General features: G+C 69.8%; 24 protein-coding genes, 1 tRNA gene and 1 other RNA gene. 13 read left to right on the top strand and 13 right to left on the bottom strand.

Annotation, left to right across the window (positions count from 1 at the left end; translation table 11 throughout):
• Window positions 1-45: 45 nt before the first annotated feature.
• From glnA (AB0300_RS04845) to AB0300_RS04820, 6 genes are all read left to right on the top strand, one after another.
• On the top strand, window positions 46-1,470 hold the full coding sequence (glnA, locus tag AB0300_RS04845; protein ID WP_025103592.1) for a type I glutamate--ammonia ligase: 1,425 nt from the start codon (window positions 46-48) through the stop codon (window positions 1,468-1,470).
• Between the two features lie 204 nt (window positions 1,471-1,674).
• Entirely contained in the window at window positions 1,675-1,965 is a 291-nt protein-coding gene (locus AB0300_RS04840) for a hypothetical protein (protein ID WP_366215564.1), read from the top strand.
• A complete protein-coding gene (locus AB0300_RS04835; RefSeq protein WP_085607641.1) occupies window positions 1,962-3,257 on the top strand; it encodes a putative T7SS-secreted protein in 1,296 nt (431 codons plus the stop codon). The genes AB0300_RS04840 and AB0300_RS04835 overlap by 4 nt, the downstream gene beginning before the upstream one ends.
• A gap of 92 nt (window positions 3,258-3,349) precedes the next feature.
• Window positions 3,350-3,739, top strand: a complete 390-nt coding sequence (locus AB0300_RS04830; RefSeq protein WP_025103595.1) for a hypothetical protein — start codon at window positions 3,350-3,352, stop codon at window positions 3,737-3,739.
• Window positions 3,736-4,020 carry a WXG100 family type VII secretion target gene (locus AB0300_RS04825; RefSeq protein ID WP_025103596.1) on the top strand — a complete coding sequence of 95 codons (285 nt, stop codon included), beginning with the start codon at window positions 3,736-3,738 and terminating at the stop codon, window positions 4,018-4,020. Before AB0300_RS04830 ends, AB0300_RS04825 begins: the two co-directional genes overlap by 4 nt.
• A 90-nt stretch (window positions 4,021-4,110) precedes the next feature.
• Window positions 4,111-4,596, top strand: coding sequence for a hypothetical protein (locus AB0300_RS04820; RefSeq protein WP_126893106.1), 486 nt, complete (start codon window positions 4,111-4,113; stop codon window positions 4,594-4,596).
• Between the two features lie 66 nt (window positions 4,597-4,662).
• Here the strand turns inward: AB0300_RS04820 and AB0300_RS04815 are convergent, their stop codons facing one another.
• Window positions 4,663-5,055: a VOC family protein gene (locus AB0300_RS04815; RefSeq protein ID WP_249521830.1), complete on the bottom strand. Its 393-nt coding sequence runs from the start codon at window positions 5,053-5,055 to the stop codon at window positions 4,663-4,665.
• A gap of 136 nt (window positions 5,056-5,191) precedes the next feature.
• Between AB0300_RS04815 and AB0300_RS04810 the strand changes: the two genes are divergently transcribed.
• Complete coding sequence (locus AB0300_RS04810) at window positions 5,192-6,583, top strand: serine/threonine-protein kinase (RefSeq protein WP_366215563.1); 1,392 nt, start codon at window positions 5,192-5,194, stop codon at window positions 6,581-6,583.
• A gap of 103 nt (window positions 6,584-6,686) precedes the next feature.
• Window positions 6,687-7,835 (top strand): AI-2E family transporter, encoded by a 1,149-nt coding sequence (locus tag AB0300_RS04805; RefSeq protein WP_366215562.1) that lies wholly within the window; start codon window positions 6,687-6,689, stop codon window positions 7,833-7,835.
• Here the strand turns inward: AB0300_RS04805 and AB0300_RS04800 are convergent, their stop codons facing one another.
• From AB0300_RS04800 to AB0300_RS04785, 4 genes are read right to left on the bottom strand one after another with little or no spacing between them, the layout of a single operon-like run.
• The gene (locus AB0300_RS04800; protein ID WP_025103601.1) at window positions 7,836-8,756 is read right to left on the bottom strand and encodes a diacylglycerol kinase family protein; all 921 of its coding nucleotides are present in this window, start codon (window positions 8,754-8,756) and stop codon (window positions 7,836-7,838) included.
• 48 nt (window positions 8,757-8,804) lie between these two features.
• Window positions 8,805-11,780 (bottom strand): bifunctional [glutamine synthetase] adenylyltransferase/[glutamine synthetase]-adenylyl-L-tyrosine phosphorylase, encoded by a 2,976-nt coding sequence (locus AB0300_RS04795; RefSeq protein WP_366215561.1) that lies wholly within the window; start codon window positions 11,778-11,780, stop codon window positions 8,805-8,807.
• A gap of 7 nt (window positions 11,781-11,787) precedes the next feature.
• Entirely contained in the window at window positions 11,788-13,125 is a 1,338-nt protein-coding gene (glnA, locus tag AB0300_RS04790) for a type I glutamate--ammonia ligase (RefSeq protein ID WP_025103603.1), read from the bottom strand.
• 2 nt (window positions 13,126-13,127) lie between these two features.
• The gene (locus tag AB0300_RS04785) at window positions 13,128-13,367 is read right to left on the bottom strand and encodes a hypothetical protein (protein WP_025103604.1); all 240 of its coding nucleotides are present in this window, start codon (window positions 13,365-13,367) and stop codon (window positions 13,128-13,130) included.
• Window positions 13,368-13,448: 81 nt separating this feature from the next.
• Between AB0300_RS04785 and ppgK the strand changes: the two genes are divergently transcribed.
• A complete protein-coding gene (ppgK, locus tag AB0300_RS04780) occupies window positions 13,449-14,195 on the top strand; it encodes a polyphosphate--glucose phosphotransferase (protein ID WP_025103605.1) in 747 nt (248 codons plus the stop codon).
• A 75-nt stretch (window positions 14,196-14,270) separates the two neighbouring features.
• Here the strand turns inward: ppgK and rnpB are convergent.
• The 4 genes from rnpB to AB0300_RS04760 all read right to left on the bottom strand — a co-directional run bounded on the left by rnpB (window position 14,271) and on the right by AB0300_RS04760 (window position 17,533).
• Window positions 14,271-14,627, bottom strand: an RNA gene (rnpB, locus tag AB0300_RS04775) — RNase P RNA component class A.
• A gap of 24 nt (window positions 14,628-14,651) precedes the next feature.
• Window positions 14,652-16,352, bottom strand: a complete 1,701-nt coding sequence (locus AB0300_RS04770; protein WP_366215560.1) for a bifunctional 3'-5' exonuclease/DNA polymerase — start codon at window positions 16,350-16,352, stop codon at window positions 14,652-14,654.
• A 22-nt stretch (window positions 16,353-16,374) separates the two neighbouring features.
• Window positions 16,375-17,112, bottom strand: a complete 738-nt coding sequence (locus AB0300_RS04765) for a C4-type zinc ribbon domain-containing protein (RefSeq protein ID WP_366215559.1) — start codon at window positions 17,110-17,112, stop codon at window positions 16,375-16,377.
• A gap of 37 nt (window positions 17,113-17,149) precedes the next feature.
• Window positions 17,150-17,533: a YchJ family metal-binding protein gene (locus tag AB0300_RS04760; protein WP_366215558.1), complete on the bottom strand. Its 384-nt coding sequence runs from the start codon at window positions 17,531-17,533 to the stop codon at window positions 17,150-17,152.
• 100 nt (window positions 17,534-17,633) lie between these two features.
• Between AB0300_RS04760 and AB0300_RS04755 the strand changes: the two genes are divergently transcribed.
• Entirely contained in the window at window positions 17,634-18,473 is an 840-nt protein-coding gene (locus AB0300_RS04755) for an aldo/keto reductase (RefSeq protein WP_025103609.1), read from the top strand.
• 11 nt (window positions 18,474-18,484) lie between these two features.
• Here AB0300_RS04755 and AB0300_RS04750 read toward each other — a convergent pair whose 3' ends face one another.
• Window positions 18,485-19,321, bottom strand: a complete 837-nt coding sequence (locus AB0300_RS04750; protein ID WP_366215557.1) for a helix-turn-helix transcriptional regulator — start codon at window positions 19,319-19,321, stop codon at window positions 18,485-18,487.
• Between the two features lie 100 nt (window positions 19,322-19,421).
• Here AB0300_RS04750 and AB0300_RS04745 point away from each other — a divergent pair, with 100 nt between their 5' ends.
• Window positions 19,422-20,186 (top strand): SDR family NAD(P)-dependent oxidoreductase, encoded by a 765-nt coding sequence (locus tag AB0300_RS04745; RefSeq protein ID WP_315108280.1) that lies wholly within the window; start codon window positions 19,422-19,424, stop codon window positions 20,184-20,186.
• A 34-nt stretch (window positions 20,187-20,220) separates the two neighbouring features.
• Here the strand turns inward: AB0300_RS04745 and AB0300_RS04740 are convergent, their stop codons facing one another.
• The 3 genes from AB0300_RS04740 to AB0300_RS04730 all read right to left on the bottom strand — a co-directional run bounded on the left by AB0300_RS04740 (window position 20,221) and on the right by AB0300_RS04730 (window position 22,227).
• Entirely contained in the window at window positions 20,221-21,174 is a 954-nt protein-coding gene (locus tag AB0300_RS04740; RefSeq protein ID WP_366215556.1) for an L-lactate dehydrogenase, read from the bottom strand.
• A 64-nt stretch (window positions 21,175-21,238) separates the two neighbouring features.
• On the bottom strand, window positions 21,239-22,126 hold the full coding sequence (locus AB0300_RS04735; protein WP_366215555.1) for a TIGR01777 family oxidoreductase: 888 nt from the start codon (window positions 22,124-22,126) through the stop codon (window positions 21,239-21,241).
• Between the two features lie 28 nt (window positions 22,127-22,154).
• Window positions 22,155-22,227 (bottom strand) — tRNA-Val (locus tag AB0300_RS04730).
• 153 nt (window positions 22,228-22,380) lie between these two features.
• Between AB0300_RS04730 and aceE the strand changes: the two genes are divergently transcribed.
• Window positions 22,381-25,107 (top strand): pyruvate dehydrogenase (acetyl-transferring), homodimeric type, encoded by a 2,727-nt coding sequence (gene aceE / locus AB0300_RS04725; protein WP_062634357.1) that lies wholly within the window; start codon window positions 22,381-22,383, stop codon window positions 25,105-25,107.
• A 31-nt stretch (window positions 25,108-25,138) separates the two neighbouring features.
• Window positions 25,139-26,335 carry a helix-turn-helix domain-containing protein gene (locus tag AB0300_RS04720; protein WP_025103615.1) on the top strand — a complete coding sequence of 399 codons (1,197 nt, stop codon included), beginning with the start codon at window positions 25,139-25,141 and terminating at the stop codon, window positions 26,333-26,335.
• The last annotated feature ends 59 nt before the right edge of the window (window positions 26,336-26,394 follow it).

Here is a 26,394-nt window from a genome sequence, read left to right as displayed (position 1 = left end):
GCAGAGTGGCCCCGAAGCCATCGATCCGCATCACAGGAGTCGTACATGTTCAAAGATTCGTCCGAGGTACTGGCCTACATCAAGGAGAACGACGTCAAATTCCTTGACATCCGTTTCACCGACCTCCCTGGTGTGCAGCAGCACTTCAACATCCCTGCGGCGACGGTCGACGAGGCCTTCTTCACGGACGGACAGCTGTTCGACGGCTCCTCCATCCGCGGCTTCGCCAGCATCCACGAGTCGGACATGCAGCTCATCCCGGATGTGACGACGGCGTACATCGACCCCTTCCGCGAGGCGAGCACCCTCGTGATGATCTTCGACATCTACAACCCGCGCACCGGCGAGATCTACTCGAAGGACCCGCGTCAGGTCGCGAAGAAGGCGGAGAAGTACCTCACCTCCACCGGCATCGCCGACACCGCGTTCTTCGCCCCCGAGGCCGAGTTCTACATCTTCGACGACGTGCGCTACTCCGTGACCGCCGGCGAGAGCTTCTACAAGGTCGACTCCGAGGAGGCCGCGTGGAACACCGGCCGCGAGGAGGAGGGCGGAAACCTCGCCAACAAGACCCCCTACAAGGGCGGCTACTTCCCCGTCAGCCCGGTCGACAAGACGGCCGACCTGCGCGACGACATCACCCTCAAGCTCATCGATGCGGGCTTCATCCTCGAGCGCTCCCACCACGAGGTGGGAACGGCCGGCCAGCAGGAGATCAACTACCGCTTCGACACCATGGTGCACGCGGCGGACGACATCCTGAAGTTCAAGTACATCGTCAAGAACACCGCCGAGGAGTGGGGCAAGGTCGCCACCTTCATGCCGAAGCCGCTGTACGGCGACAACGGCTCGGGTATGCACACCCACCAGTCGCTGTGGAACGACGGCAAGCCGCTGTTCTACGACGAGGCCGGCTACGGTCAGCTCAGCGACATCGCGCGGTGGTACATCGGCGGCATCCTGGCGCACGCGCCGGCACTGCTCGCCTTCACCAACCCGACGCTGAACAGCTACCACCGTCTGGTCAAGGGCTTCGAGGCTCCGGTCAACCTGGTCTACTCGGCCGGCAACCGCTCCGCCGCGATCCGCATCCCGATCACGGGCTCGAACCCGAAGGCCAAGCGCATCGAGTTCCGCGCCCCCGACGCCTCGGGCAACCCGTACCTCGCCTTCGCCGCGCAGCTCATGGCGGGCCTCGACGGCATCAAGAACCGCATCGAGCCGCACGAGCCCGTCGACAAGGACCTCTACGAGCTTCCGCCCGAGGAGGCCAAGAACATCCCGCAGGTGCCGAACTCCCTGCTGGACTCCCTCGAGGCGCTCCGCGCCGACCACCAGTTCCTCCTCGAGGGCGGCGTGTTCACCGAGGAGCTCATCGAGACCTGGATCTCCTACAAGTACGAGAACGAGATCCTGCCGATCGCTCAGCGCCCGCACCCGTTCGAGTACGAGCTGTACTTCGGCGTCTGAGCCGACCGCGGATCGCGAGAGAGCCCGTCCCCATCTGGGGGCGGGCTCTTTCGCCGTCCGGGGGCCGGGAGATGACGGCAGTCCTACCCCTCCGTACTCATTCGAGGTTATTTCATTCACAGATCCAGACATATCGCTGTCTTCTGACTCCGTCTTCGCCTATGCTCGATCCCGCAGCCGGGGGGCTCGCAGGAAGAGGGCGGCATGTCGCAGGACTATGAGGTCGACACGGACGTGTTGCGGACGATGGCGGCGAAGACGCGGCGCATCGTCGCAGACATCGGGGCGACCGACCTCACCCCGTCGACGAGCGCCGGCCACGAGTGGGTGGTCGCAGCCTCTGAGCGGTTCGCCGAAGCCTGGTCTGCGGGCCTCGCAGCCCGGGTGACGGACTCCGACGAGTTCACCGAGCGTTTGGCGACGACGGCCCGGGTCTTCGACGAGGGGACGGATGCCGCGAAGGCCGAGGTCGACGCGATGATCTGGGAAGAATGATGGAGCTCGGGCAGACCGGCTCCGCCACCGCCCTCATCCCCGGCTCCCCCGGCGAGGTCAGGGCGACGGCCGAGGCATGGAAGGCACACGGCGTGGCTGCGGCACGGGTGCACGACCAGCTCGCGACGCTCGACGATGAGGGCACCTGGACGGGCGAGGCCTACGACGCCTACCTGACGCGCTTCGATCGTCAGCTGTTGCATTGGTCGAACGCCGGCGACGGGCTCCGCGAGGGCGCTCACGCCCTGTTCACCTGGGCGGATGCGCTGGAGTGGGCGCAGGAGGAAGCCGCGCGCGCCATCACCCTGTGGGACGAGGCCGAGCAGCAGGCCGCCACGGCACTGGCCGCGCACCGCGCATACGTCCGTGAGCTTCGGGTCGGGCAGGGCCTACGGCACCCGGAGGTGAAGGTGCCGTTCGTCGACCCGTCCGGTCCGGCGCATGAGCAGGCCAGAGAGGTACTGTTCAACGCCCGGGCGACACTGGAGGTCTTCGCCCGGGACTGCGCAGTCCGCTTGGACCAGGCTGCAGAGGCCGCGCGCATGCCGCTCACCGAGGCTGAGGCCGCGACCGCAGCCCAGCATGCCGTCACCGAGGCGGTGTTCACCCTTGCTGTCGTGCAGCCGTTCCAGGCCACGATGGACATGCTCGCCGTCTCCGCGCAGACGCTCTGGGAGCACCCGGACATCATCCTCGAACTCCTCGGCGGGGCTGCGACCTTCATCGGAGGCGCCGCACTCGCTGTCGGCGGCGCAGGCCTGACGGTGACCGGCGTCGGTGCCCTCGCCGGCGCTCCCGCCATCGCCGCAGCAGGCATCGGCGTCGCCGGCGTCGGTGCAGGACTCATCGGCGATGCAACCGGGCGGTCGTTCCGCGAAACCGACCGAGCCTCCGACTCCCGCAAGGGTGTCGATCGCGGGGATGGGCGCGACACCGGTGGGCGCTATGCGAATGGCCAGGAGATCAGGCCCTGGGTCGACAAGGAGAAAGTCGGACTCGACGAGTATGCCTCTGAGGCAGGGGTCGACGTGATTCGAAGGAAAGTTCACGTCACCTATGAGGGCGCCCCGCAAGCGAGCCGCTCGTACGACGGGTTGGTCAAGAATAATGACGGGTCGAACACCTATACCGGAATCGAGGTCAAGTCCGGCTCGGCTATCGATGAGTATGGCAGGGCATCGAGCACCCAGCGCCAGTTCGACGATGCCGTAAACGCAGGTACGCCCGCGCGCGGCAAACTAGACGGTGATGACATCATCATCACGCGAGTAGAGAGCAGGGATGTCCCATGAGAGCGCCATTTACGCATGGCGAAGAAACACCCAGCGGGCAGCGCGGCTGGATCACGGACAGCTTCCGCCCCATTCCCGCGCATCTGAGGCTCATGCTGGGCCACCTGGACGGCGAGCGAAAGCTGACCTACATAATCTGGCCCGGATCCGATCCCTCCAGCACCGTGGGCTTCCGCGAGCCTGCCGGGGATACCTTCATGCAGGCGGCAGGCTCTGCCGACGCAATGACGGTGGAGGTGAAACTGCCTGGACCTGACGGTGAGAGCCACTTGTATACGGTCGGGCGTGCCGAGCCCGTCGACGGGACGACGACGCTGATCCCGATCAGTCAGACCCGTGCGGTGCGCGTGTTCTCGAACGAGGTGTTCACAGCAGACGAAGCCGCGGTCATCTTCTACACGTACTACCTCACCGACGCCGTCGCTCAGCCGTACGTCCTCCGCGAGCTCGACCTCAGCCAGGAGCTGTCGGAGGAACGATGAGAGTCGCGGTCCGCCACGACGCCATTAGCGACACGGTCGCGCGTCTCGCTCTCACCGTCCGGCGATTCGAAGACGCGCTCGATGGCCTCGACGCGGAGGCCACCCTGCTGCGATCCTCATGGTCCGGTGAGGCCCATGCCGCATACGACCGCGCCCACCACGACTGGGACACCGCCATCCGCGGCATGAAGGCCGCCCTCGCCGAAGCCAATCGACGACTCATCACCGCCAACGCCATCTCCATGGAGACCGCCAGCACCGCCGCCCGCCTCTGGAAGTGACGCTCATACGGTTCGGGATGGAACCCCCGCCCGCGCCAAACCGGACGGCGAAGACATCGTCGTCACACGAGTAGAAACGCAGGTTGTGCCTTGACGTTCAAGCCCACCCACGCCTCGGCCTCTCCCTCGGGACTCTACGGATTCGTCACGGACGCGTACCGTCCCATCCCTGACGAGCTCTGCTTCATGTTGGGACGCCTCGACGGGGAAACGAAGTTCACGTGCAGCATCTGGCGAGCCGAGAACCCTGAGAAGGGATTCGTCACGCCGGAAGACCTGACCGGCTCCTTCATCCAGGCGGCGGGATCAGCCGATGGCATTACTGTCGAAGTCCGACTTCTTGGACCTGACGGCAAGAGCCACCTCTATACGATCGGGCGCCCTGAGCCCGTCGACGGGACGACGACGCTGATCCCGATCAGTCAGACCCGTGCGGTGCGTGTATTCCCGAACGAGGTGTTCACAGCAGACGAAGCCGCGGTCATCTTCTACACGTACTACCTCACCGACACCGTCGCTCAGCCGTACGTCCTCCGCGAGCTCGACCTCAGCCAAGAGCTGTCGGAGCAACGATGAGAGTCTTGGAGACCGCCAGCACGCCGCCCGCCTCTGGCGGTAACGGCGCTCCGGGCAGGGCCCGCGTCAGCGCTCCTCGGCGACGATCTCGGCCTTGAACCCCGCGGAGTTCTCCAGCCATCCGGCGTAGTGATCCGGCCCACCGGCGTGCGGGTAGCGCTCCGCGTACAGCGGCCGCCAGCCGTGCTCGGGTGCCGCCGCGATGATCGCGTCCACTCGGCTCGGCGGGCCCGCAGCGAAGGCGAGATGGTTCACGCCCGGGGCGCGACGATCGTGTTCACTGCCGCTGAGATTCGGGGATGTCGTGAGGGTGACATACGCGCCACCCGCCTCCCAGGACTCGCCCTCGGGCCACGCGCTGGCGCGGACGAAACCCACCGCACCGAGCAGCCACCCCCACTCAGCTCGCGCCGACACGAGGTCGGCGACCCAGACCTCCACGTGGTGAATCCCTGCCATTCGACCAGTCTCTCAGCTCCCCGTGGACCCGCCGTTGCAGGTGTCGGCCTCCACGTCAACCCCAACGCAGTGTTTTCTCTGCGCGGATACGGTGAAGACATCGTCGGGATACCCGGTCCCGCCAGTGGAGGACGCCGTGATCACCCAGGAAGCCCCGCCGACCGCCGCGCTTCTGGACGGCCGCTATCGTCTGGCGGAGGCCGTCGGCATGGGCGGGATGGCGACCGTGTACCGCGCGGAGGACATCGCGCTCGAACGCACCGTCGCGGTGAAGATGTTCCGCGAATCCGACGATGCCATCGTGTCCGTGGAGCGGGTGCATTCGGAGAAGGCGCTCCTCGCGGGTCTCAACCACCCGGGCCTGGTCACGCTCCTCGACGCGCACCTCGAGCCCGGACGACCGAAATACCTCGTGATGGAGTACGTGCCCGGACCGACGCTGAGCAAGCGCATGGCCCGCGCGACGGTCACTCCGCGCGAGATCGCCACGATCGGTGCGGACATCGCCTCCGCCCTCCACGCCGTGCACAGCGCCGGCATCGTGCATCGCGACATCAAGCCCTCGAACGTCCTGCTCACCCCACCTCTCGACACGAACGGCCGCTGGAGCGCGAAGCTGGCCGACTTCGGGATCGCCTGCGCCATCGACATGTCCCGCGTCACCACTCCCGGCATCGTCCTCGGGACGCTGACCTACATGGCGCCCGAGCAGCTGCGGAACGGCGATATCCGTCCCGCGGTCGACATCTACGCGCTCGGTCTCGTCCTGTTGGAGGCCCTCACCGGCAAGCCCGGCTTCGCCCCCACCCTCAGCGTCGAATCCGCCCTCGCCCGTCTCCACATCGCGCCGGAGATCCCGGCGGAACTGGGTTCGGAGTGGGCCGCACTGCTCAGCGCGATGACGGCGATCGACCCCGACGCACGACCGCACGCTCTGGAGGTCGAGAGCGAACTGCGCCGGCTGATCGATCTCCCCGGCACCGAAGAGGTGGCAACAGACGTCACCGTGCCGCTTCCCGCGCCGACCGCAAGCATCCTCCCCCGGACGCGCGCCGAGGCTCGCGCCCGCCGTCGCGCCGCCTCGGCGCACCCCGCGGCGTCCCCGGCACGGCGTACGCGCCGTCGTCGCGAGTCTCTCCTCATCGCCGCGGTGGTCGTGCTCGGCGCGGTGACCACCGGCTCCGCGGCACTGCTCGGACACGGCGAGCAGGCTCTCGCCAGCTCGGGCGCCGTCTCCGATGGCGCGTCGAGGATCGTCGAGGGCGTCGAGGACCTCGTGCCGGTCGAGCCGGCTCCCGCGGACACCCTCGTCGACTCGGAGCCGACAGAGACCGTCGCCGTCGAGCCGGTGGCCGCGACCCCGGTGGCACCGACCGCATCGGTCACCGAGTCGGTCGCCGAGGAGAGCCTGCCCGAGAACGCCGCACCGCAGGCGCAGGAGAACCGAGGCAAGAGCCCCGGCCGCGACGGCAACAACGGCAAGGGCAAAAGCGCCGGCAACAGCGGCAAGGGCAACAGCAGCCACTGATCCGACGCTCCCGACGCCCGCCGAGCCGGCGGGTGTCGCTGAGCAGCGCGCGGGACCGGGTGGAGGATGATCGAGTGTCGAGTATCGACAGAGGGAGGGGACCATGCGTCGCAAGAAGTTGATCGCACCGCCGGATCAGGCACCCAGCGTGTCCGCGCAGCGACGGTCGCCGTCGAGCGTGGTCGCTGGCGCCAGGGCGAACCCGTTCATGTTCGGTCTCCTCGGTGCCCTCGGGGTTCTCGTCGCGCTCATGATCGGCGGCATCGTCGGCCAGCTCGCCACCGTGCTGGTCTACATCGGCGTCGCGCTCTTCCTGGCGCTCGGCCTCGATCCGATCGTGCGGTTCATCGAGCGCAAGCTCCCCCGTCCGGCGGCGGTCGCCGTAGTCGTGATCGGGGTTCTCCTCGCCTTCGCCGGGATCATCCTCGCCATCGTCCCCACCCTCGCGGAGCAGATCGGGAACCTGATCAAAGACGGTCCGAAGATGATCGAGGACTTCACGAACAGCGCCTGGTTCCAGGACGTCAGCGGACAGTTCGGCGGCACGATCAAGGACGCCGTCGACGGCGTGGTCGGCTTCGTGCAGAACCCGGACAACTTCCTCGACATCGGCGGCGGTGTCTTCGCCGTCGGCGCCGGAATCGCCGGCGGCCTGACGGGCATCACGATCGTGGTCATCCTCACGCTCTACTTCATGGCGTCGCTGCGCAGCATGAAGCGGGTGGCTGCCCGGTTCGTCCCGGCGTACCAGCGCGACACGTTCAGCGAGCTCCTGGAGGACGTCTCCAGTGCCGTCGGGCGCTACGTCATCGGTCAGGCGAGCCTCGCGCTCACCAACGGCATCCTGAGCCTCCTCTTCCTGACCATCATCGGAGCGCCGGTGCCGGCGCTGCTCGCACTGATCGCCTTTATCGGCTCGATGATCCCGCTCGTCGGAACCCTCTCGGCGTCGATCATCATCTCGCTCATCTGCCTGTTCGTCTCCCCGACGACCGCGCTGATCGCGATCATCTACTACCTGATCTACATGCAGATCGAGGCGTACGTGCTCTCTCCGCGGATCATGAACAAGGCCGTCGACGTCCCGGGCGCACTGGTCGTCATCGCCGCAGTGGCCGGTGGCGCGCTCGGCGGGATCCTGGGTGCGCTCGTCGCGATCCCGGTGGCCGCGAGCATCATCATCATCGTGCAGAAGGTCGTCTTCCCCAACCAGGACAGGAAGAAGACGCCGCCCGCGGTGACCGTCGCCTGATCAGCGGACGAGGACGGCGCCCGGCTGCACGCGCACGGTGAAGGCGTCGATCTCGCCGACCTCCTCGCCGTCGATCTCGAACATCTGCGGCGTGGCGAGCTGCACGCGGATCCGCTCCGCCGACACGTGGGTGGTGGAGTCCGTGCTGACCGCCTGATCGACGTTCCCGATCATGCGACGGATGCCGTTGTCCCAGACGACCGAGCGGACGGTGTCGAGCCACTGCAGCGCGCCGTCGGAGCTGATGAGCAGCATGTCGAGGAGGCCGTCGTCGAGGACGGCGTCCGGAAGCAGGCGGATGCCGCCCTGGAGCATGCCGCAGTTGCCGACGAGCAGCGTGTGCCCGCGCACCTCCTCCGGCTCGTGGTCGTCGAGCTGCAGCGTGATGTCCGTCATCTCGGTGCCGGCCAGTGCGCGCCCCATCGCCTCGACGTAGGCGAGCCAGCCGGCGCGATCCTTGAGGTCGTCGTTGGTCTCCACGAGCATCTGCGCGTCGACCCCGAAGCCGACCATGACGGAGAAGGCATGCTCCTCGCCGTCGAACTCCACCCAGCCGAGGTCGATGCGGTGGGGCTCCGAGTCGCGGATGTGCTCGAGCGCCGGCAGCACGCCCTCCAGCGGCACACCGAGGTTGCGCGCGAGCAGATTGCCCGTGCCCTGCGGCACGATCCCGAGAGCGACATCGGTGCCGACCAGAGCTTCCGCGACGGCGCGGATCGTGCCGTCGCCGCCGACCGCGATGACGAGAGCGCAGCCCTCCTCCACGGCCTTCGCCGCGACGCCGCGCCCGGGGTCGTCCGGGGTGGTCTCCCCCCAGCGCACATCGGCTTCCTCGCCGAACGCGAGGGTCACCGCTTCCCCGAGGACATCCCGGTCGGACTTCGTCGGGTTCCAGATCACGCCGATGCGAGGAGAGGTCATACGCTCACTCTGAGCGACGGAGGGCGATCGTGCAACTCGACCGGCCGTCTAGCCGTAGAAGAGCTGCTCGAAGGTCCGCCGGGCGCGCCGCGTGACCGCCAGGTAGTCCTCCTCGAGTGGTGTCGCCGACCGGGGCGGATAGCCCAGCAGACGGGCCAGGGCATCCAGCTGACGGCGGTCGGCAGGCAGGACGTCGCTCGTCTGCCCCGTGAGCAGGGTGATGCCCGAACGGAGACGGCTCGACAGCAGCCAGGCCGCCCGCAGGCGCTCGGCGTCGTCCTCCTCGACGAGCCCGGCTGCGACCGCGGCGTCGAGCGCGTGCAGCGTGGACGTGGTGCGGAGACCCGGGACGTCGGTCGCGTGCTGAAGCTGGAGGAGCTGCACGAGCCACTCCACGTCGCTGAGAGTCCCCGGCCCGAGCTTGAGGTGACGACGCGGGTCCGTGCCCTGCGGCAGGCGCTCCCCCTCGACGCGGGCCTTGATCCGCTTGATCTCCCTGAGGCCCTGGAGGTCGACCGCCTCCGGGTACCGGATGCTGTCCGCGAGCTCCATGAACCGCCCGATGAGCTTCGTGCTCCCGGCGACACCACGCGCCCGCAGCAGCGCCTGGGCCTCCCACGACAGCGACCAGCGGCGGTAGTAGGCCGCGTAGGCGTCGAGCGACCGCACGATCGGACCGTTGCGCCCCTCGGGGCGCAGCCCCGCGTCGAGGTCGAGAGGGAGGCGATGATCGGTGAGGTGTTCACGGAGTCCCGCCACGATCCTCGTCGCGAGCTTCTCCGCTCGGCCCGGGTCGACGCCGTTCGCGTCGTACACGTACAGGACGTCGGCATCGGAGCCGAAGCCGAGCTCGGCACCGCCGAACCTCCCCATGCCGATGACCGCGAAGTCGAGCGCCGCGTCCTCGGGAGGCACGACCTCGCGGAGGACGGCGCGGAGGCCCGCCTGGATCGTCGCGTCCGTGATGTCGGTGAGCGCGGTGGCCACCTCCTCGATGGTGACGACGTCGAGGACGGCCGCCATCGCCGTGCGCAGGAGCTCGCGACGCCGCAGGGCCCGGACGGCCCGCAACGCGTCGGCGACCGTCTCATGGCGCGTCTGGATCGCTCGGGCCTCGTCGTCGAGCGCCTGCGCGCTCCGCGGACGCAGTCGCTCGGCGCTGTCCAGCCACGCCACCGACTCCGGGATCCACTCCAGCAGCTCGCCGATGTACCGCGAGGACGACAGCAGTCGGGTGAGGCTCTCCGCCGCGCCGGAGGAGTCCCGCAGCATGCGCAGGAACCACGAGGTATCCCCCAGCCGCTCGCTGATGCGGCGGAACGCGAGGAGGCCGTAGTCGGGGTCGCTGCCGTCCGCGAACCAGCGCACCATGACGGGCATGAGGTGCCGCTGGATCGTCGCCTTGCGGCTGAGTCCGCGTGTCAGCGCGCCGATGTGGCGCAGCGCTCCCGCCGGGTCGCGGAACCCGATCGCGGCGAGCCGGTCGTGAGCCTGCTCCGCGGAGAGGGTGCGCTCCTCCTCGGGCAGTCCGGCCACGGCGCTCAGCAGCGGCCGGTAGAAGAGGCGGGTGTGGATGTCGCGCACCTCGCGGCGGACGCTCTCCCAGCGCGCCCAGACGCCCTCCCCCGTCTCAGCCAGCTTCGTGCTGCGCGCCAGGATGCGCAGGCCGGCCGGCGTCTTGGGCATGAGGTGGGTGCGGCTGAGGTCGCGCAACTGCAGACGGTGCTCCATGAGCCGCAGCACCCGATAGTCGTCCGCGAAGGTGCCCGCATCCGCCCGGCCGATGTAGCCGCCGGCGACCAGGGCGTCCAGGCTCTCCAGCGTGCCACGCGTGCGCAGCGACTCGTCGGTGAGACCGTGTACGAGCTGCAGGAGCTGCACCGTGAACTCGATGTCGCGCAGCCCGCCCGCGCCGAGCTTGAGCTGGTACGGGGCGTCCTCCGGGTCGATGTGCTCCATGACCCGCTCGCGCATGCGCTGGACGCTCTCGACGAACTCCTCCCTGGCGGCACTCGACCACACGCGCGGCTGCACCGCGTCGATGTAGGCAGCGCCCAGGTCGGGGTCGCCGGCCAGCGGACGAGCCTTCAGCAGAGCCTGGAACTCCCAGCTCTTCGCCCACCGGTCGTAGTACGCGACGTGCGACGCGAGGGAGCGCACGAGGGCGCCCTGCTTGCCCTCCGGGCGCAGCGCCGCGTCGACCTCCCAGAGCGGCGGCTCGACCTCGATGGCGCTGAGGTTGCGCATGGTGTCCCTGGCCAGGCGCGTGGCGATGTCGATCGCCTGCGGCTCGGAAAGCGCCTCTTCATCCGCCGTGCCGCCGACGAAGATGACGTCGACGTCGCTGACGTAGTTGAGCTCCCTCGCGCCGGCCTTCCCCATGCCGATCACGGCCAGCTGAGTGGCAGCGACGGCGTCCCGACCGGCGGACGGCGCCTGGTGGGTGCGGGCGATCGCGAGCGAGGCCTCGAGGGCGGCGCCGGCGAGATCCGCGAGGGAAGCGGCGACCGCGGCGACGACCTCTTCGGGGCGCGAGTGACCGAGATCGAAGGCGGCGATCTCCGCGAGGTTCCGCCGATACGCGACGCGGAGCGCCACGACCGTCCCGTCGTCCGCCGCGTCGGCGAACCCGTCCTCCGCCCCGACGGCGGCGAGGAGGCGATCGCGCCACACGTCCGCCGTGGGGAGCACGTCGATCGGTGCGGCCAGCACGTCCAGCTCGTCGGGATGCCGCAGGAAGAACTCCGCCAGTCCTACAGAGGCACCGAAGACGCGCCAGACGCGCCGGCGCGTCTCCTCGTCGTCCGCGAGCGCCCGCAGCGGGGCAGGGTCTCGTCGAGCGACCCGCAGCATCCCGCGAACCGCCGCATCCGGGTCCGCCGCGACGGCCGCCTCGAGCAGCATCGCGCGCGGCACGCCGAGCAGGCTCTCGAGCTCCGCCAGCGACGCCGCGGCCTCGCTCAGCTCAGCGAACCCGAGCCGGGCGAGGGCCGAGAGCGAGACGGAGGCGTCGGGGCGAGCCATGCCGCGCTCAGAGGAGCTCGAGGTTGTTCTTCAGCTCCAGCGGCGTGACCTGGCCGCGGTACGCCTCCCACTCCTTGCGCTTGTTGAGCAGCACGTAGTTGAACACCTGCTCCCCCAGCGTCTCCGCGACGAGCTCGGAGGCCTCCATGTACTCCAGGGCGTGGTCGAGGCTGGCGGGCAGGGCGGAGTAGCCCAGCGCCCGGCGCTCGGCGTCGCTCAGCGCCCAGACGTTGTCCTCCGCCTCCGGCGGAAGCTCGTACTCCTCCTCGATGCCCTTGAGACCGGCGGCGAGCATGAGCGCGTACGCGAGATACGGGTTCGCCGCGGAATCGAGCGCGCGGTACTCGACGCGCGAGGACTGCCCCTTGTTCGGCTTGTACATCGGGACGCGGACGAGAGCGGACCGGTTGTTGTGCCCCCACGTGATGAAGCTCGGGGCCTCGTCGCCGCCCCAGAGCCTCTTGTACGAGTTGACGAACTGATTCGTCACGGCGGAGATCTCGTTGGCGTGCTTGAGCAGGCCCGCGATGAAGTGACGGCCCGTCTTGGAGAGCTGGTACTTCGCACCCTCCTCGTAGAACGCGTTCTGATCGCCCTCGAACAGCGACATGTGCGTGTGCATGCCGCTGCCGGGCTGGCCGCTGAGCGGCTTCGGCATGAACGTGGCGTACACGCCCTGCTCGATCGCGACCTCCTTGATGACCGTGCGGAAGGTCATCACGTTGTCTGCGGTGGTGAGGGCGTCGGCGTAGCGGAGGTCGATCTCGTTCTGGCCGGGGCCGCCCTCGTGATGGCTGAACTCCACGGAGATGCCGAGGTCCTCCAGCATGCGGACCGAACGGCGACGGAAGTCGTGCGCCGTGCCCCCGGGGACGTTGTCGAAGTAGCCGGCGGAGTCGACGGGGACGGGCCCCTCAGGACCGAACGACGACGACTTGAGCAGGTAGAACTCGATCTCCGGGTGCGTGTAGAACGTGAAGCCCGCATCGGCGGCCTTCGCGAGCGTCCGCTTCAGCACGTGACGGGGATCGGCCACCGCGGGCTGTCCGTCGGGCGTGGTGAGGTCGCAGAACATGCGCGCGGTCGGGTCGATCTCCCCGCGCCACGGCAGCGTCTGGAAGGTCGTCGGGTCGGGCTGGGCGAGCAGATCGGACTCGTACGTGCGGGTCAGCCCCTCGATCGCGGAGCCGTCGAACCCGATGCCCTCGGCGAAGGCGCCCTCGACCTCGGCCGGCGCGATGGCGACGGACTTGAGCGTGCCGATCACGTCGGTGAACCACAGGCGCACGAACTTGACGCCGCGCTCCTCGATCGTCCGGAGGACGAAGTCCCTCTGCTTGTCCATGGCTACTCTGCGCCCTGGCCCTTCTCCGCACCGAAGCCGCTGGACGGCTTCGCGTCCCAGCCCTGCTCCGCGGCTTCTTCCTCGGCCCAGGCACGCGACCGCTCCTTGAGCACCTCGGGGGCGCGACGCGCCTCGGCCTCGGTGTCGAACGGGCCGATGCGGTCGATGGACGGCGACAGCATGCCGAACTCGACCTCGCCCGTGACGGAGTTGTACCAGTACTTGTGATCGCCGTCGGTCATGGCTGCTCCTTCTTCCCGCGAGCGGTTGGGGTGATGTCATCGATCCTACTGGCGTGCACCGTGGTCGCTAAGCTATCGGCCATGGCAAAAGCGATCGGCGTCGACATCGGCGGCACGGGCATCAAAGCGGGAATCGTCGACCTCGAACACGGCACCATGGCCTCGGATCGGGTGCGCGTGCCCACTCCGGCCGGCGCGGCACCGGAAGACGTCCTCGTCGCGGTGCAGACGGTCCTGAAGACGCTCGACGTCCACGAGTCGACCCTGCCGCTCGGCGTGGCGTTCCCCGCGATCGTCAAGCGCGGCAAGACCCTGTCCGCGGCGAACGTCTCGAAGGAGTGGATCGACTTCGACGCCGAGCGCTTCTTCCGCGACGGCCTCGGCCGCAACATCGTCTTCGTGAACGACGCCGACGCCGCGGGCGTCGCGGAGGCCCGCCACGGAGCCGCCCGCGACGTGCTCGGCTTCACCCTCCTGACCACGCTCGGCACCGGGATCGGCTCCGCGTTCCTGTACGACGGCGTGCTGCTCCCGAACACGGAGCTCGGCCACCTGAACTTCCGCGAGTACGAGTCCGTCGAGACCTATGCGGCCACCTCGGCGCGCGAGCGCGAGGGCCTGAGCTGGGAGGAGTGGGCCGAGCGCCTGCAGGCGTTCTACTCCCACATCGAGTTCCTGTTCAGCCCCGACCTGTTCGTGGTCGGCGGCGGCGTGTCGAAGAACGCAGGCGACTTCCTGCCCCTGCTCGACCTGAAGACGCCGATCGTCCCCGCGATCCACCGCAACAACTCGGGCATCATCGGCGCCGCCTCGCTCGCCGGCGACTGACCCTTCGACAGGCTCAGGGACCCAACGAGAGAAGGCCCCGATGACGGGAGTCATCGGGGCCTTCGGCGTTCGAGGCGAATGGGCCGACCTGTACGCCGGGTTCTGTTCCGGGGTTCTTCGCCCCTTCGACGGCCATCTCTCTCGGCGACACGTTGCCGTGCCGCTCCAGCGGTCTACCCGAGGACTCGGCGGGCCGCGTCATCATCCTCTGTCTGACCTTGCTCCGGGCGAGGTTTACCTGGCGGGCCGTGTCACCACGGCCCCCGGTGGTCTCTTACACCACCCTTTCACCCTTACCCCTCGCGGGGCGGTCTGCTCTCTGTGGCACTGTCTCGCGGATCACTCCGGGTGGGTGTTACCCACCGCCCTGCCCTGTGGAGCCCGGACGTTCCTCGGTGCGGTTTCCCGCCACGCGACCGTCCAGTCGACCCATTCGCCCCTCCAGTCTACGGGGCCTCACTTCTCGGCGGAGTCCGCGATGCGCAGATCGAGCGGCACGTCGATCGGGAAGGTGCCGAACAGGCGGGTGGTGGCGACGGCAGCGGCCTCGCGGACGGCGTCGGCCGCGGCCTCCGCGTGCTCCTGCGGTGTGTGCAGGATGACCTCGTCGTGCAGGAAGAACGCCAGGTGCGGCTCCCGGGCGAACGGCCCCGATGCCTCGGCCGCGCCGAAGACCTCGGGAAGCTGTGCCAGGCGGTGACGGATCTCGGCGAGCCAGATGAGCGACCACTCCGCCGCGGTGCCCTGGACGACGAAGTTCCGGGTGAAGCGCCCCCACTCCCGTGCGCGGCGGCGGGCGAGGGAGACCACGGCAGGATCGGCGTCGGCGCCCGTGGCATCAGCCTGCAGCCGCATCCACTCCGTGGGCGGACGCGGCGAGGAGCGACCGAGCCAGGTGGACACGATGCCGCCGTCCTCCCCGACACGCGCCGCGTCGTCGACGAGCGCCATGGCGCGGGGATAGACCTTCCGCAGCCGGGGAACGAGTCGCCCGCTGTCGCCGCTGGTGGCGCCGTACATCGCTCCCAGAACCGCGTACTTCGCCTCCTCGCGGGTCGCGACGGCACCCGACGCGACGACCCCCGCGTAGAGATCGCCGCCGCGTGCCGCGGCCGCCATCGCCTCGTCGGCCGCCATGGCCGCGAGCATCCGCGGCTCGAGCTGGGCGACGTCCGCGACGACGAGGGCCCAGCCCGGATCCGCACGCACAGCGGGGCGGAGGTTGCGCGGCAGTTGCAGCGCGCCGCCGCCGGCCGATGCCCACCGTCCGGTAACGACGCCCCCGGGGATGTACACCGGGCGGAAGCGGCCGTCCTGCACCCATTCCGACAGCCAGGTCCAGCCGTTCGCGCTGAGCAGTCGAGACAGCTTCTTGTAGGCGAGGAGCGGTTCGATCACGGGGTGCTCGTGGGCCGACAGCTCCCACTTGCTCGTGGACTCCACCGACACGCCCACGCGGTGCAGCGCCCGCAGCAGCTTCGGCTGACTGTCCAGGTGCAGCGTGGGGTCGTCGAGCAGCGCCCGCACCTCGTCGCCGCGCTCCACCATCCGTCGGGGCAGCCCGCCCGCAGCCGGACGAGCGCCAAGGGTCTCGGTGAGGATCGCGTCGTGCACCCCGGCGTCCCACGGGAGCCCCGCGACGCGCATCTCCTCGGCGATCAGCCCGCCGGCCGACTCTGCGGCGCACAGCAGCGTCAGGCGTCCATCGGCCGCCTCCGCCATCACGGTCCGCTGCGCGCGGTACTGCTCGAGTGCTGCGGTGACCGCGTCCTCACCGGACTCCTCGTCGAGGACGTCGAACAGGGAGGGGGTGGTGTCGACCGGGTCGCGGCGCTCCCATGCGGCGGCAGGCGCCAGCGGCGTGGACACCATGGCCGTGTCGCGCAGGATCGCGTGACAGAGGACGAGGTCGTGACTGCGCGTGATCCTGACGCCTTCACTCAGGAGCAGCGCGTAGATCTCGGCCGCGCTGCGGATGATCCACCGCGAGGCGTCGGCGGCTTCGACCGCGGCCACCCATCCCGCGAGTTCCGCCGCGGGCAGGAGCGTGCGCTGCTGCTCCTCGTCGTGTTCGTCCAGCTCGATCGCGGCGTACTCCCCCGCACCGAGGCCGACCAGCGCGAGGCGTCGCTCCGGGCCCGACGCCGGCGCCGTCACGGGCGGTGCAGGCCGGATGCGCTCATGACGAGAGTCCCGACTCCTCGGTGCGCACGAGGATGCAGCCGCACTCGGGGCACGAGACGACCTCGTCCTCGGGCGCGCGACGGATCTCGTTGAGATCGGTGCCGGGCAGCATCATGCGGCAGCCTTCGCAGGTTCCGCGGGTGAGGAGCGCGGCTCCGGCGCTGTTCGCGGCGCGGCGATCGTACTCCGCGAGAAGCGGCGCGGGAACGGTGGCGGCGACCGCCTCCCGGTCGCGGGCGAGCTGGGCGCCGAGGTCGGTCGCCGCGGCGACGTCGGCCTTGCCCTGCGCGGTGAGGGCACTCCCCTCCGCGGTCGTCGCATCCAGCAGCGCCTGCTGGGCGGCCACGGCGGCGTCGGCTTCCTCGACTCGGCCCATGACGTCGAGCCCCGCGTCCTCCAGGTCGCTCAGACGCTTGGCGAGGCTGGCGAGCTCGTGCTCCAGCGCCTGCGCCTCCTTCGGGTTGGTGGCCGCCGCGAGGCGCTGGGCGTCGCGGTCGCGCCGCTGCTCGGCCAGCGCGACGTCCGATTCCAGCCGCGAGAGCTCGGTGCGGGCGTCGTCCCTGGCGCCGGTCAGGACCGTGAGCTCGCGGAGCTGCTCCTGACGAATGGCGACGAGCTCGGCGATCCGGCCCGCCTGGCTCGGCTGCGTGCGGGCGCGCTCCGCCTGCGCGATGCGCCGGTCGAGGTCCGCGATGTCGAGCAGGGTGCGCTGGTTCTCCGGGGTGGCGTTCACGCTCTCAAATCTACTCGCTGCCGGGCCGAGGGCCGCATCACCGGATGTCGCCGTCCACGTAGAACCACGTCCGGTTCTCACGGACGAAGCGACTGCGCTCGTGCAGCGATCCGCGCGTGCCGCCCTGCCGCCAGAACGCCTCGAACTCGACCACGCCCTCCGTGTCGAACGGGCCGCCCGCCACGCGGTCCACGATCAGCAGACGCCGCCACTCCAGGTCCGCCTCGAAGGTGATCGTCTCCGGTCGCGTCTCCGGGTGCCAGGTGCGGAGCAGGTACGCCCCGTCCTCCCGCACGAAAGCGGTGTACCGGGAGCGCATCAGCCGCTCGGCGGTCGGGGCAGGAGCGCCATCGAGGAGCGGTCCGCAGCAGGCGGCGAACGTATCCCCCGAGGCGCAGGGGCAGCGGGCGGGCTCCGTCATGAGAGCGCGACGATCAGGGTCATGCCTGCCAGCATCGCGCGGAGGACCGTGTCGCGCCAACTCGCCCTACGCTGGAGGCACGCCAACGCCAGGAGCACCGATGACCACTGTCCCCACCTTCCGCGCCCACAACGGCTTCGCCCTGCCGGCACTCGGCCTCGGCACGTATCGGCTGAACGGCGACGCCGGAGCCGACGCGGTCGCCCAGGCCCTCCGTGCGGGATACCGCCTCGTGGACTCCGCGTTCAATTACGAGAACGAAGGCTCCGTCGGGCGCGGCGTCGCGGCCTCCGGCGTCCCCCGCTCCGAGGTCATCGTGACGACGAAGCTCCCCGGACGGCACCATGCCCGCGCGACGGCGACCGCCAGCATCGAGGAGAGCCGTTCCCGCCTCGGCCTCGACGCGACCGACCTGCACCTCATCCACTGGCCGAACCCGAGCCAGGACGAGTACGTCGAGGCGTGGGAGGCGCTCGTGGACGCCCAGGCGCGGGGCGTCGTCCGCCAGATCGGCGTCTCGAACTTCCTCCCCGAGCATCTCGAGCGCATCGAACGGGAGACCGGGGTCCGGCCGGTCGTGAACCAGATCGAGGTGCACCCGTACTTCCCGCAGGAGGAGCAGCTGGCCTACCACCGGGAGCACGGCATCCTCACCGAGGCCTGGAGCCCGCTGGGGCGTGCGCAGGCCCTCCTCGACGAGGACGTCGTCCGCGAGGTGGCCGCCGCTCACGACATCACGCCCGCGCAGACCGTCCTCGCCTGGCACGTGGCCAGGGAGACGGTCGCGATCCCGAAGGCGTCGTCCGCGGAGCACCAGGCCGCGAACCTCGCCGCCGCCGCCGTCGTGCTCGACGACGCGGAGGTCGCCGCGATCACCGCACTCGGACGCGCGGACGGGCGCCTGTTCGACGGCGATCCCGCGGTGCACGAGGAGTCCTGAGCGGGGAGGGCTCAGACGCTCTGCGTACCGAGCACGCGCAGGAACTCCAGCTTCCCGGCCGCCTCGCTCCCCGGCTGCGCCGTCAGGACGATGAGCGCCTGCGACTCGTCCTCGGTGAACAGCGCCTGGCAGTCCACCTCGATCTCCCCGAGCTCCGGATGCACGATCACCTTGTGCTGCTCGAAGCGACGGGCGACCTCGTGGGCCGCCCAGAGCCGCACGAACTCGGGACTCCGTTCCGACAGATCCGCCACGATCTCCCCCGCCCGCGACCGCGCGCCCATGGTGCCGTACGCCGCGCGCAACGCCGCCACCAGCGCCCGTGACTGCCGGGGGTGATCGACCTCCCGGTACCGACGCCGTTCCTCCTCCGGTCGCGCGAACCAGCGATGGATGCCGCTCCGGTCGAACCCGGTCAGACCGCTCGCGTCTCCGATCAGCGCCCGGGAGGCGTCGTTCTGCACCAGCACCTCGTCGAGAGCCGAGACCGCGAACGCCGGGGTGTCGTGCAGACGGTCGAGCACGCGGAGGATGCCGGGACGGACGTAGTCGGTGATCACCGCGCGATCGGGAGCGCTGAGCCCGCTGAGCCGGTAGAGGTAGTCGCGCTCGTCCGAGGACAGCCGCAGCGCACGGGCGAGGGCGGCGAGGATCTGCGCGCTCGGCTGCGGGCCGCGACGCTGCTCGAGACGCGTGTAGTAGTCCGTCGACATGGTCGCGAGCTGTGCGACCTCCTCGCGGCGCAGTCCGGCCGTCCGTCGCCGAGTCCCCTCGGGCAGGCCCACGTCGGCAGGACGCAGCGCCTCCCGACGGCGCAGGAGGAAGTCGGCCAGGGCGTCACGATCCATCCGTGCAGTATCCCCCGGACGCGTGAGGGGATCCAGGGACCGCCGATCCCCCGATCAGCCGTCTCTGGAACGGCGCGGGCGCAGCGCCGAGGCTGGGGCCATGGACATCACCGGAAACACCATCTTCATCCCCGGCGCGACGAGCGGGATCGGTCTGGCGCTGGCCCTCCGGCTGCAGGCGCGCGGCAACACCGTGATCGTCGGCGGACGCCGAGAGGACCGGCTGGCCGCGATCGCTGCCGCGCATCCCGAACTCCACACGATCCGCATCGACACGGCCGACCCGGCGAGCATCGACGAGGCCGCGGCCGCGGTGCTCGCCGCGCATCCGACGCTGAACGTGCTGGTCACGATGGCCGGCATCATGCGGGCGGAGGACTGGACCGCGCCGGCCGGCTTCCTGTCCACCGCCGAGGAGACCGTCACGACGAACATCCTCGGCCCGATCCGCCTCATCGCGGCCTTCATCGAGCACCTGCAGGCCCAGCCCTCGGCGACCATCATGACCGTCTCCTCCGGTCTCGCCTTCGCACCCCTGAAGGTCACGCCCACGTACAACGCGAGCAAGGCGGCGATCCACATGCTCAGCGAGTCGCTGCGGCTGCAGCTCGCGGGCACGACTGTCGCGGTGCAGGAGCTCGAGCCGCCCGCCGTGCGCACGGACCTCATGCCCGGGCATGCGGAGAACGAGGCCGCACTGCCCCTCGACGCGTTCATCGACGAGGTCATGACGCTCATCGAGACTCAGCCCGACGCGACCGAGATCCAGGTCGAGCGGGTGAAGTTCCTCCGCTACGGCGAGGCGCGGGGCGACTACGACGAGGTCGTGGCGGTGCTCAACCGCACGGATCCGCACGGCCGGTGAACCCCGGTGGGGCGGTCCGCCGCCCCACCCGCCGTCACTCCTGCAGGGATGCGGCGACCGCGGTGAGCGCCTCGGCGGACTGCCGCAGCAGCTCGAGCTCGCGATCCGAGAACGCCGTCGTGCGGATCGGGAGGGCCCCGGCGGCGCTGACGATCGACGGCACGGACAGGGCGACGCCGTCGATCCCGTGGAAGTCGCGGAGAACCGTGCTCACGGGCATCACCGCATGCTCGTCCCGGAGGATCGCCTCCACGATGCGCGCGCTGGAGAGCCCGATCGCGTAGTTCGTGGCGCCCTTCCCCTGGATCACCTTGTAGGCGGCGTCGCGGACGTCGACGGCGATCTCGTCCAGCTCCTCCAGAGTGAAGCGCGGGTGCCCCGGGGTCTCCCAGTCGAGGATCGGGACCGTGCCGATCGTCGCCCGCGACCAGAGCGGGAACTCGGTGTCGCCGTGCTCTCCGATGATGTGGGCGTGCACGCTCGCCGTGGACACGCCCGCCCGCTCCCCCAGCTTCCAGCGCAGCCGAGACGTGTCGAGCACGGTGCCCGAAGCGAAGATGCGCTCCGGCGGCAGTCCCGTCTCCTGCTGGGCGATGACCGTCAGCACGTCGCACGGGTTCGTGACGATGACGTAGACCGCATTGGGCGCGACCGACAGCAGCTCCGGCATCATGCGCCGGATGATGCCGGCGTTCACCCCGGCGAGCTCGGTGCGGGTCTGCCCCGGCTTCTGCTTCGCTCCCGCCGTGATGACCACGACATGGGACCCGGCCGCCACCGAGATGTCGCTGCCGCCGATGATGTCGCTGCTGCCGGTGAACTGCGTGCCGTGCGCGAGGTCGAGCACCTCCGCCTCGACCTTCTCCGTCGCGATGTCGTACAGGGCGACGTGGCGGGCCGAACCGCGGATCAGAGCCGCATAGGCCACGCTCGATCCGACGCTGCCGGCGCCGACGACGGTGAGCTTCGAGTTCTCGATGATCTCCATGCGCCCATCCTGACAGCGCGGGCGCCGCGACGGCAGGGGTCTCGCCGGGAGAATCGCGTCGCCGTCAGACCGCCGCGGCCACCGCATCCGCAGCGGTGCGATGGGTGAAGCGGAAGCCGGACTGCTGCAGCGCCTCAGGCCGCACGTCCGCATCCGGAAGCAGCAACGATTCGGCGGCGTCGCCGAGAGCGAGGCGTAGGGCCCACCGGGGAGCGGGCACCCAGAACGGCCGATGCATCCGCTGCGCGAGCGCGCGACCGATGTCGTTCGCGGACGCCCGGGTGGGCCCGGTGAGGTTGACCGGCCCCGCGAGCTTCTCGTCGAGGACATGGCGGATGCCGCGCACCTCGTCGTCCAAGGAGATCCACGGCCAGATCTGCGTGCCCGGCCCCAGCGGGCCGGCGAGGCCGAGCTTCGTCAGCGTGATCATGGGGCGGAGCACACCCCGGCGGTGGATCACCGGTGCCGTCCGCAGTAGGGCGACCCGCGTGTGGTCCTCCGCTCGTCGCGCGGCCGTCTCCCAGCGCACGGTGAGGTCGGCGAGGAAGGTGCTCCCGGGGCCGGAGTGCTCGGTGAGCACCTCGCCGGGCGCCGATCCGTAGTAGCCCACAGCGGAGGCGGAGAGGAAGGCGGGCGCGTCGGTGCGCAGAGCGCGCAGCGCCGTGGTCAGGGTGTTCGTCGCGTCGAGCCGCGACTCGACGAGCTGACGGCGATATGCTCGCGTCCACGGGAGCCGGCCGACGCTCGCGCCTCCGAGGGCGACGACGGCCTCCGCTCCCGCGAGCGCATCCGGGTCGAGCGCGGTGTCCCCCGGCGACCATTCGATCTCGCCCTCCGCCTGCGGAGGACGTCGCACGAGGGTGCTGACCTCGACCCCGTCCGCCCGCAGGGAGGCGGCCAGAGCGGAACCGATGAGGCCTGATGCCCCGCTGATGACGATGCGTCGCGCCATTGCCGCTCCCCGCTGCAAACGTTACGGGTGGGCCCTGCCGGGATCGAACCGACGACATCCACGGTGTAAACGTGGCGCTCTACCAGCTGAGCTAAAGGCCCTGGTGCGCTCAGTCTATCCGGGCGCGGATGCGCACCCGTGTCGTGGAAGAGGGATAGGCTGAGGTCGGCGCGCGTTGTGCACGGCCGACAAGGCTGCCCGTGTCGCTTCCCGTTTCCTTGGCATGACCTGCCAGCTTGACGAAAGGTTCCCCCGTGACCGTCCACGACCAGGATCCGTACTCTCAGGGCCCCCTCGACAGCGATCCGGAAGAGACCGGTGAGTGGCAGCAGTCGCTCGACGAGCTGGTGGACGCCAAGGGCCACGGCCGCGGGCGCGAGATCATGCTCAGCCTGCTCAAGCGCTCCAAGGAACTGCACCTGAACGTGCCGATGGTTCCGACCACCGACTACATCAACACCATCGCCCCGGAGAACGAGCCTGAGTTCCCCGGCGACGAGGAGATCGAGCGGCGCTACCGCGCCTGGATCCGCTGGAACGCCGCCATCACGGTGCACCGCGCCCAGCGCCCCGGCATCGGCGTCGGCGGTCACATCTCCACCTACGCGTCCTCGGCGGCGCTGTACGAGGTGGGCTTCAACCACTTCTTCAAGGGCGCGGACCACCCCGGTGGCGCCGACCAGATCTTCATTCAGGGCCACGCCTCCCCCGGCACCTACGCCCGCTCCTTCCTCGAGGGTCGCCTCACCGAGGACCAGCTCGACGGCTTCCGCCAGGAGAAGTCGCACGCGCCGAACGGCATCCCGTCGTACCCGCACCCGCGCCTGATGCCGGAGTACTGGCAGTTCCCGACCGTGTCGATGGGTCTCGGCCCGATCAACGCGATCTACCAGGCGATGTCGAACAAGTACCTCGAGAACCGCGGCATCAAGGACACCTCGCAGTCGCACGTCTGGGCCTTCCTCGGCGACGGCGAGATGGACGAGGTCGAGAGCCGCGGTCAGCTGCAGGTCGCCGCCAACGAGGGCCTCGACAACCTCACCTTCGTCGTGAACTGCAACCTGCAGCGTCTCGACGGCCCGGTGCGCGGCAACGGCAAGATCGTCCAGGAGCTCGAGTCGTTCTTCCGCGGCGCGGGCTGGAACGTCATCAAGGTGATCTGGGGCCGCGAGTGGGACGACCTGCTCGCCCGCGACACCGAGGGCGCACTGCTCAACCTCATGAACGTCACCCCCGACGGCGACTACCAGACGTACAAGGCCGAGTCCGGCGCGTACATCCGGGAACACTTCTTCGGCCGCGACGAGCGCGCCGCCGCGCTGGTCAAGGACTACTCCGACGACGACATCTGGAACCTCAAGCGCGGTGGCCACGACTACCGCAAGGTCTACGCCGCTTTCAAGGCCGCGACCGAGCACAAGGGCAAGCCGACGGTCATCCTCGCGAAGACCGTCAAGGGCTACGGGCTGGGCCCGCAGTTCGAGGGCCGCAACGCGACCCACCAGATGAAGAAGATGACGCTGGACAACCTCAAGACGTTCCGCGACGCGATGCACATCCCGATCACGGACGCGCAGCTCGAGGAGAACCCGTACCTGCCCCCGTACTACAACCCGGGACCGCAGGACGAGACGATCCAGTACATGCTCGAGCGCCGCAAGGCCCTCGGCGGGTTCCTCCCGGAGCGCCGCTCGACGCACGTCGGCCTGTCCCTTCCCGAGGAGAACGCCTACGCGCTCCCCAAGAAGGGCTCCGGCACGCAGGAGATCGCCACGACCATGGCGTTCGTCCGTCTGCTGAAGGACCTGCTGCGCTCGAAGGAGTTCGGCCACCGCATCGTGCCGATCATCCCCGACGAGGCGCGCACGTTCGGCATGGACGCGTACTTCCCGACCGCGAAGATCTACAACCCCAACGGCCAGCACTACACCTCGGTCGACCGGGAGCTGCTGCTCGCCTACAAGGAGAGCCCGCAGGGACAGATCGTCCACGTCGGCATCAACGAGGCGGGCGCTCTCGCGGCGTTCACCGCCGCGGGCACGTCGTACGCGACGCACGGCGAGCCGCTGATCCCGATCTACATCTTCTACTCGATGTTCGGCTTCCAGCGCACCGGCGACGCCCAGTGGGCCGCCGGCGACCAGATGGCCCGCGGCTTCATCATCGGCGCCACCGCCGGGCGCACCACCCTCACGGGTGAGGGCCTCCAGCACGCCGACGGGCACTCGCACCTGCTCTCCTCCACCAACCCGGCGACGGTCTCCTACGACCCCGCGTACGGCTACGAGATCGCGCACATCATGCGTTCCGGTCTCGAGCGGATGTACGGCGGGCAGCACGAAGACCCGAACGTCATGTACTACCTCACGGTGTACAACGAGCCGATGGTCCAGCCCGCGGAGCCGGCCGACGTGGATGTGGACGGCATCGTCCGCGGCATCCACCGCGTCTCCGTCGGCGAGGGCGACGGCCCCCGTGCCCAGCTCTTCGCCTCCGGCGTCGGCCTGCCGTGGGCGCTCGAGGCCCAGGAGCTGCTGAAGAAGGACTGGGGTGTCGTCGCCGACGTGTGGTCGGTCACCTCGTGGACCGAGCTGCGCCGCGACGGCCTCGCCGCCGACGAGCACAACTTCCTCCACCCGGACCAGGAGCCGCGCACCGCGTACCTCACGCAGAAGCTCCAGGGCGCCGAGGGTCCCGTCGTCGCGGTGAGCGACTTCATGCACGCCGTGCAGGACCAGATCCGCCCGTGGGTCCCGAACCGCTTCGCCACGCTCGGCGCCGACGGCTTCGGCTTCTCGGACACCCGTGCCGCGGCCCGCCGCTTCTTCAAGATCGACGGACCGTCGATCGTCGTGCGCACGCTGCAGGCGCTGGCCGAGGAGGGCAAGGTCGACCGCGGCCTCTCCGCCCAGGCCATCGAGAAGTACCGCCTGCACGACGTGAACGCCGGCACGAGCGGCAACGCAGGCGGCGAAAGCTGAGCCCTCGGTGACAGCTGCCTCCGCCGCCGGCATGGACAAGGCCGCCACGCTCACCTGGCTGCGCCGGATCTCCGGCGACATCGCCACGGTGACGATCAAGCGGCTGGAGGACACCCTCCCCTGGTACGCCGACATGCCACCGGCCCGCCGCTCCGCGGTCGGGCTGGTGGCGCAGGCGGGCATCACCTCGTTCATCCAGTGGTACGACGACCCGACGTCCACCCCGTGGATCGCCGCGGACATCTTCGCCGCCGCTCCCCGTGAGCTGCTGCGGAGCGTGAGTCTGCAGCAGACCCTCCAGCTCATCCGCGTCACGGTCGAGGTGACCGAGGAACGGGTGGCGGGCAAGGGCGAGCACCTTCGCGAGGCCATCCTGCTCTACTCGCGGGACGTGGCGTTCGCCGCCGCCGACGTCTACGCGCGCGCCGCCGAGGCCCGCGGCCTCTGGGACGCGCGGCTCGAGGCGCTCGTCGTCGACTCGATCCTCACGGGCGAGGCCGACGAGGAGCTTCCCAGCCGGATCGCCGCTCTCGGGTGGCACGGCCACGGAGAGGTCGCGGTCCTCGTGGGCACCACGCCTCCGCAGTTCGACGTCGACCTCGTGCGTCGCACGGCGCGGAAGCTCGCGGTCGACGTCTTGATCGGCGTGCAGGGCTCGCGCCTCGTGCTCGTGCTCGGACGCGCGCGCGTCGAGGGCCAGGAGGGCGAGGACGAGGAGCTCGGGTTCCAGGAGATCGCGGCCCGTCTGGAGCCGTCGTTCGGCCCGGGGTTCGTCGTGCTGGGGCCGGCTGTCGCTGCCCTCGTCGACGCCAGCCAGAGCGCGCGTGCGGCGCTGGCCGGATTCGCGGTGGCTCGCGCCTGGCGGAGCGCACCGCGGCCCGTCGAAGCCGACGACCTGCTCCCGGAGCGCGCCCTCGCCGGCGACCCTCTCGCGAAGCAGACCCTGATCGAGCGCATCTACCGCCCGCTGCAGGCGCACTCGACCGACCTCGTCACGACGCTCTGGAGCTATCTCGACAACGGCCGTTCCCTCGAGGCGACGGCCCGCGAGCTCTTCGTGCATCCGAACACCGTCCGCTACCGCCTGAAGCGGGTGAGCGAGGTCATCGGGTGGGACGCGACCGGGCCCCGCGAGGCGCTCATCCTGCAGACGGCGCTCATCCTCGGCTCCATCGGGGCCGCGGAGCAGGTACGCCGCCGTCCGCCGCTGCGCCGCCCTCCGCGCTGACCCACCCGGTGCATTCTGTGCGCCACACACAAGGGTTCCGCGCAATCTTGTGATGGATC

It is taken from the genome of Microbacterium sp. NPDC078814 (assembly GCF_040702645.1).
Taxonomy (GTDB): Bacteria; Actinomycetota; Actinomycetes; order Actinomycetales; family Microbacteriaceae; genus Microbacterium.
This window is presented reverse-complemented; position numbering and strand designations above follow the sequence as displayed.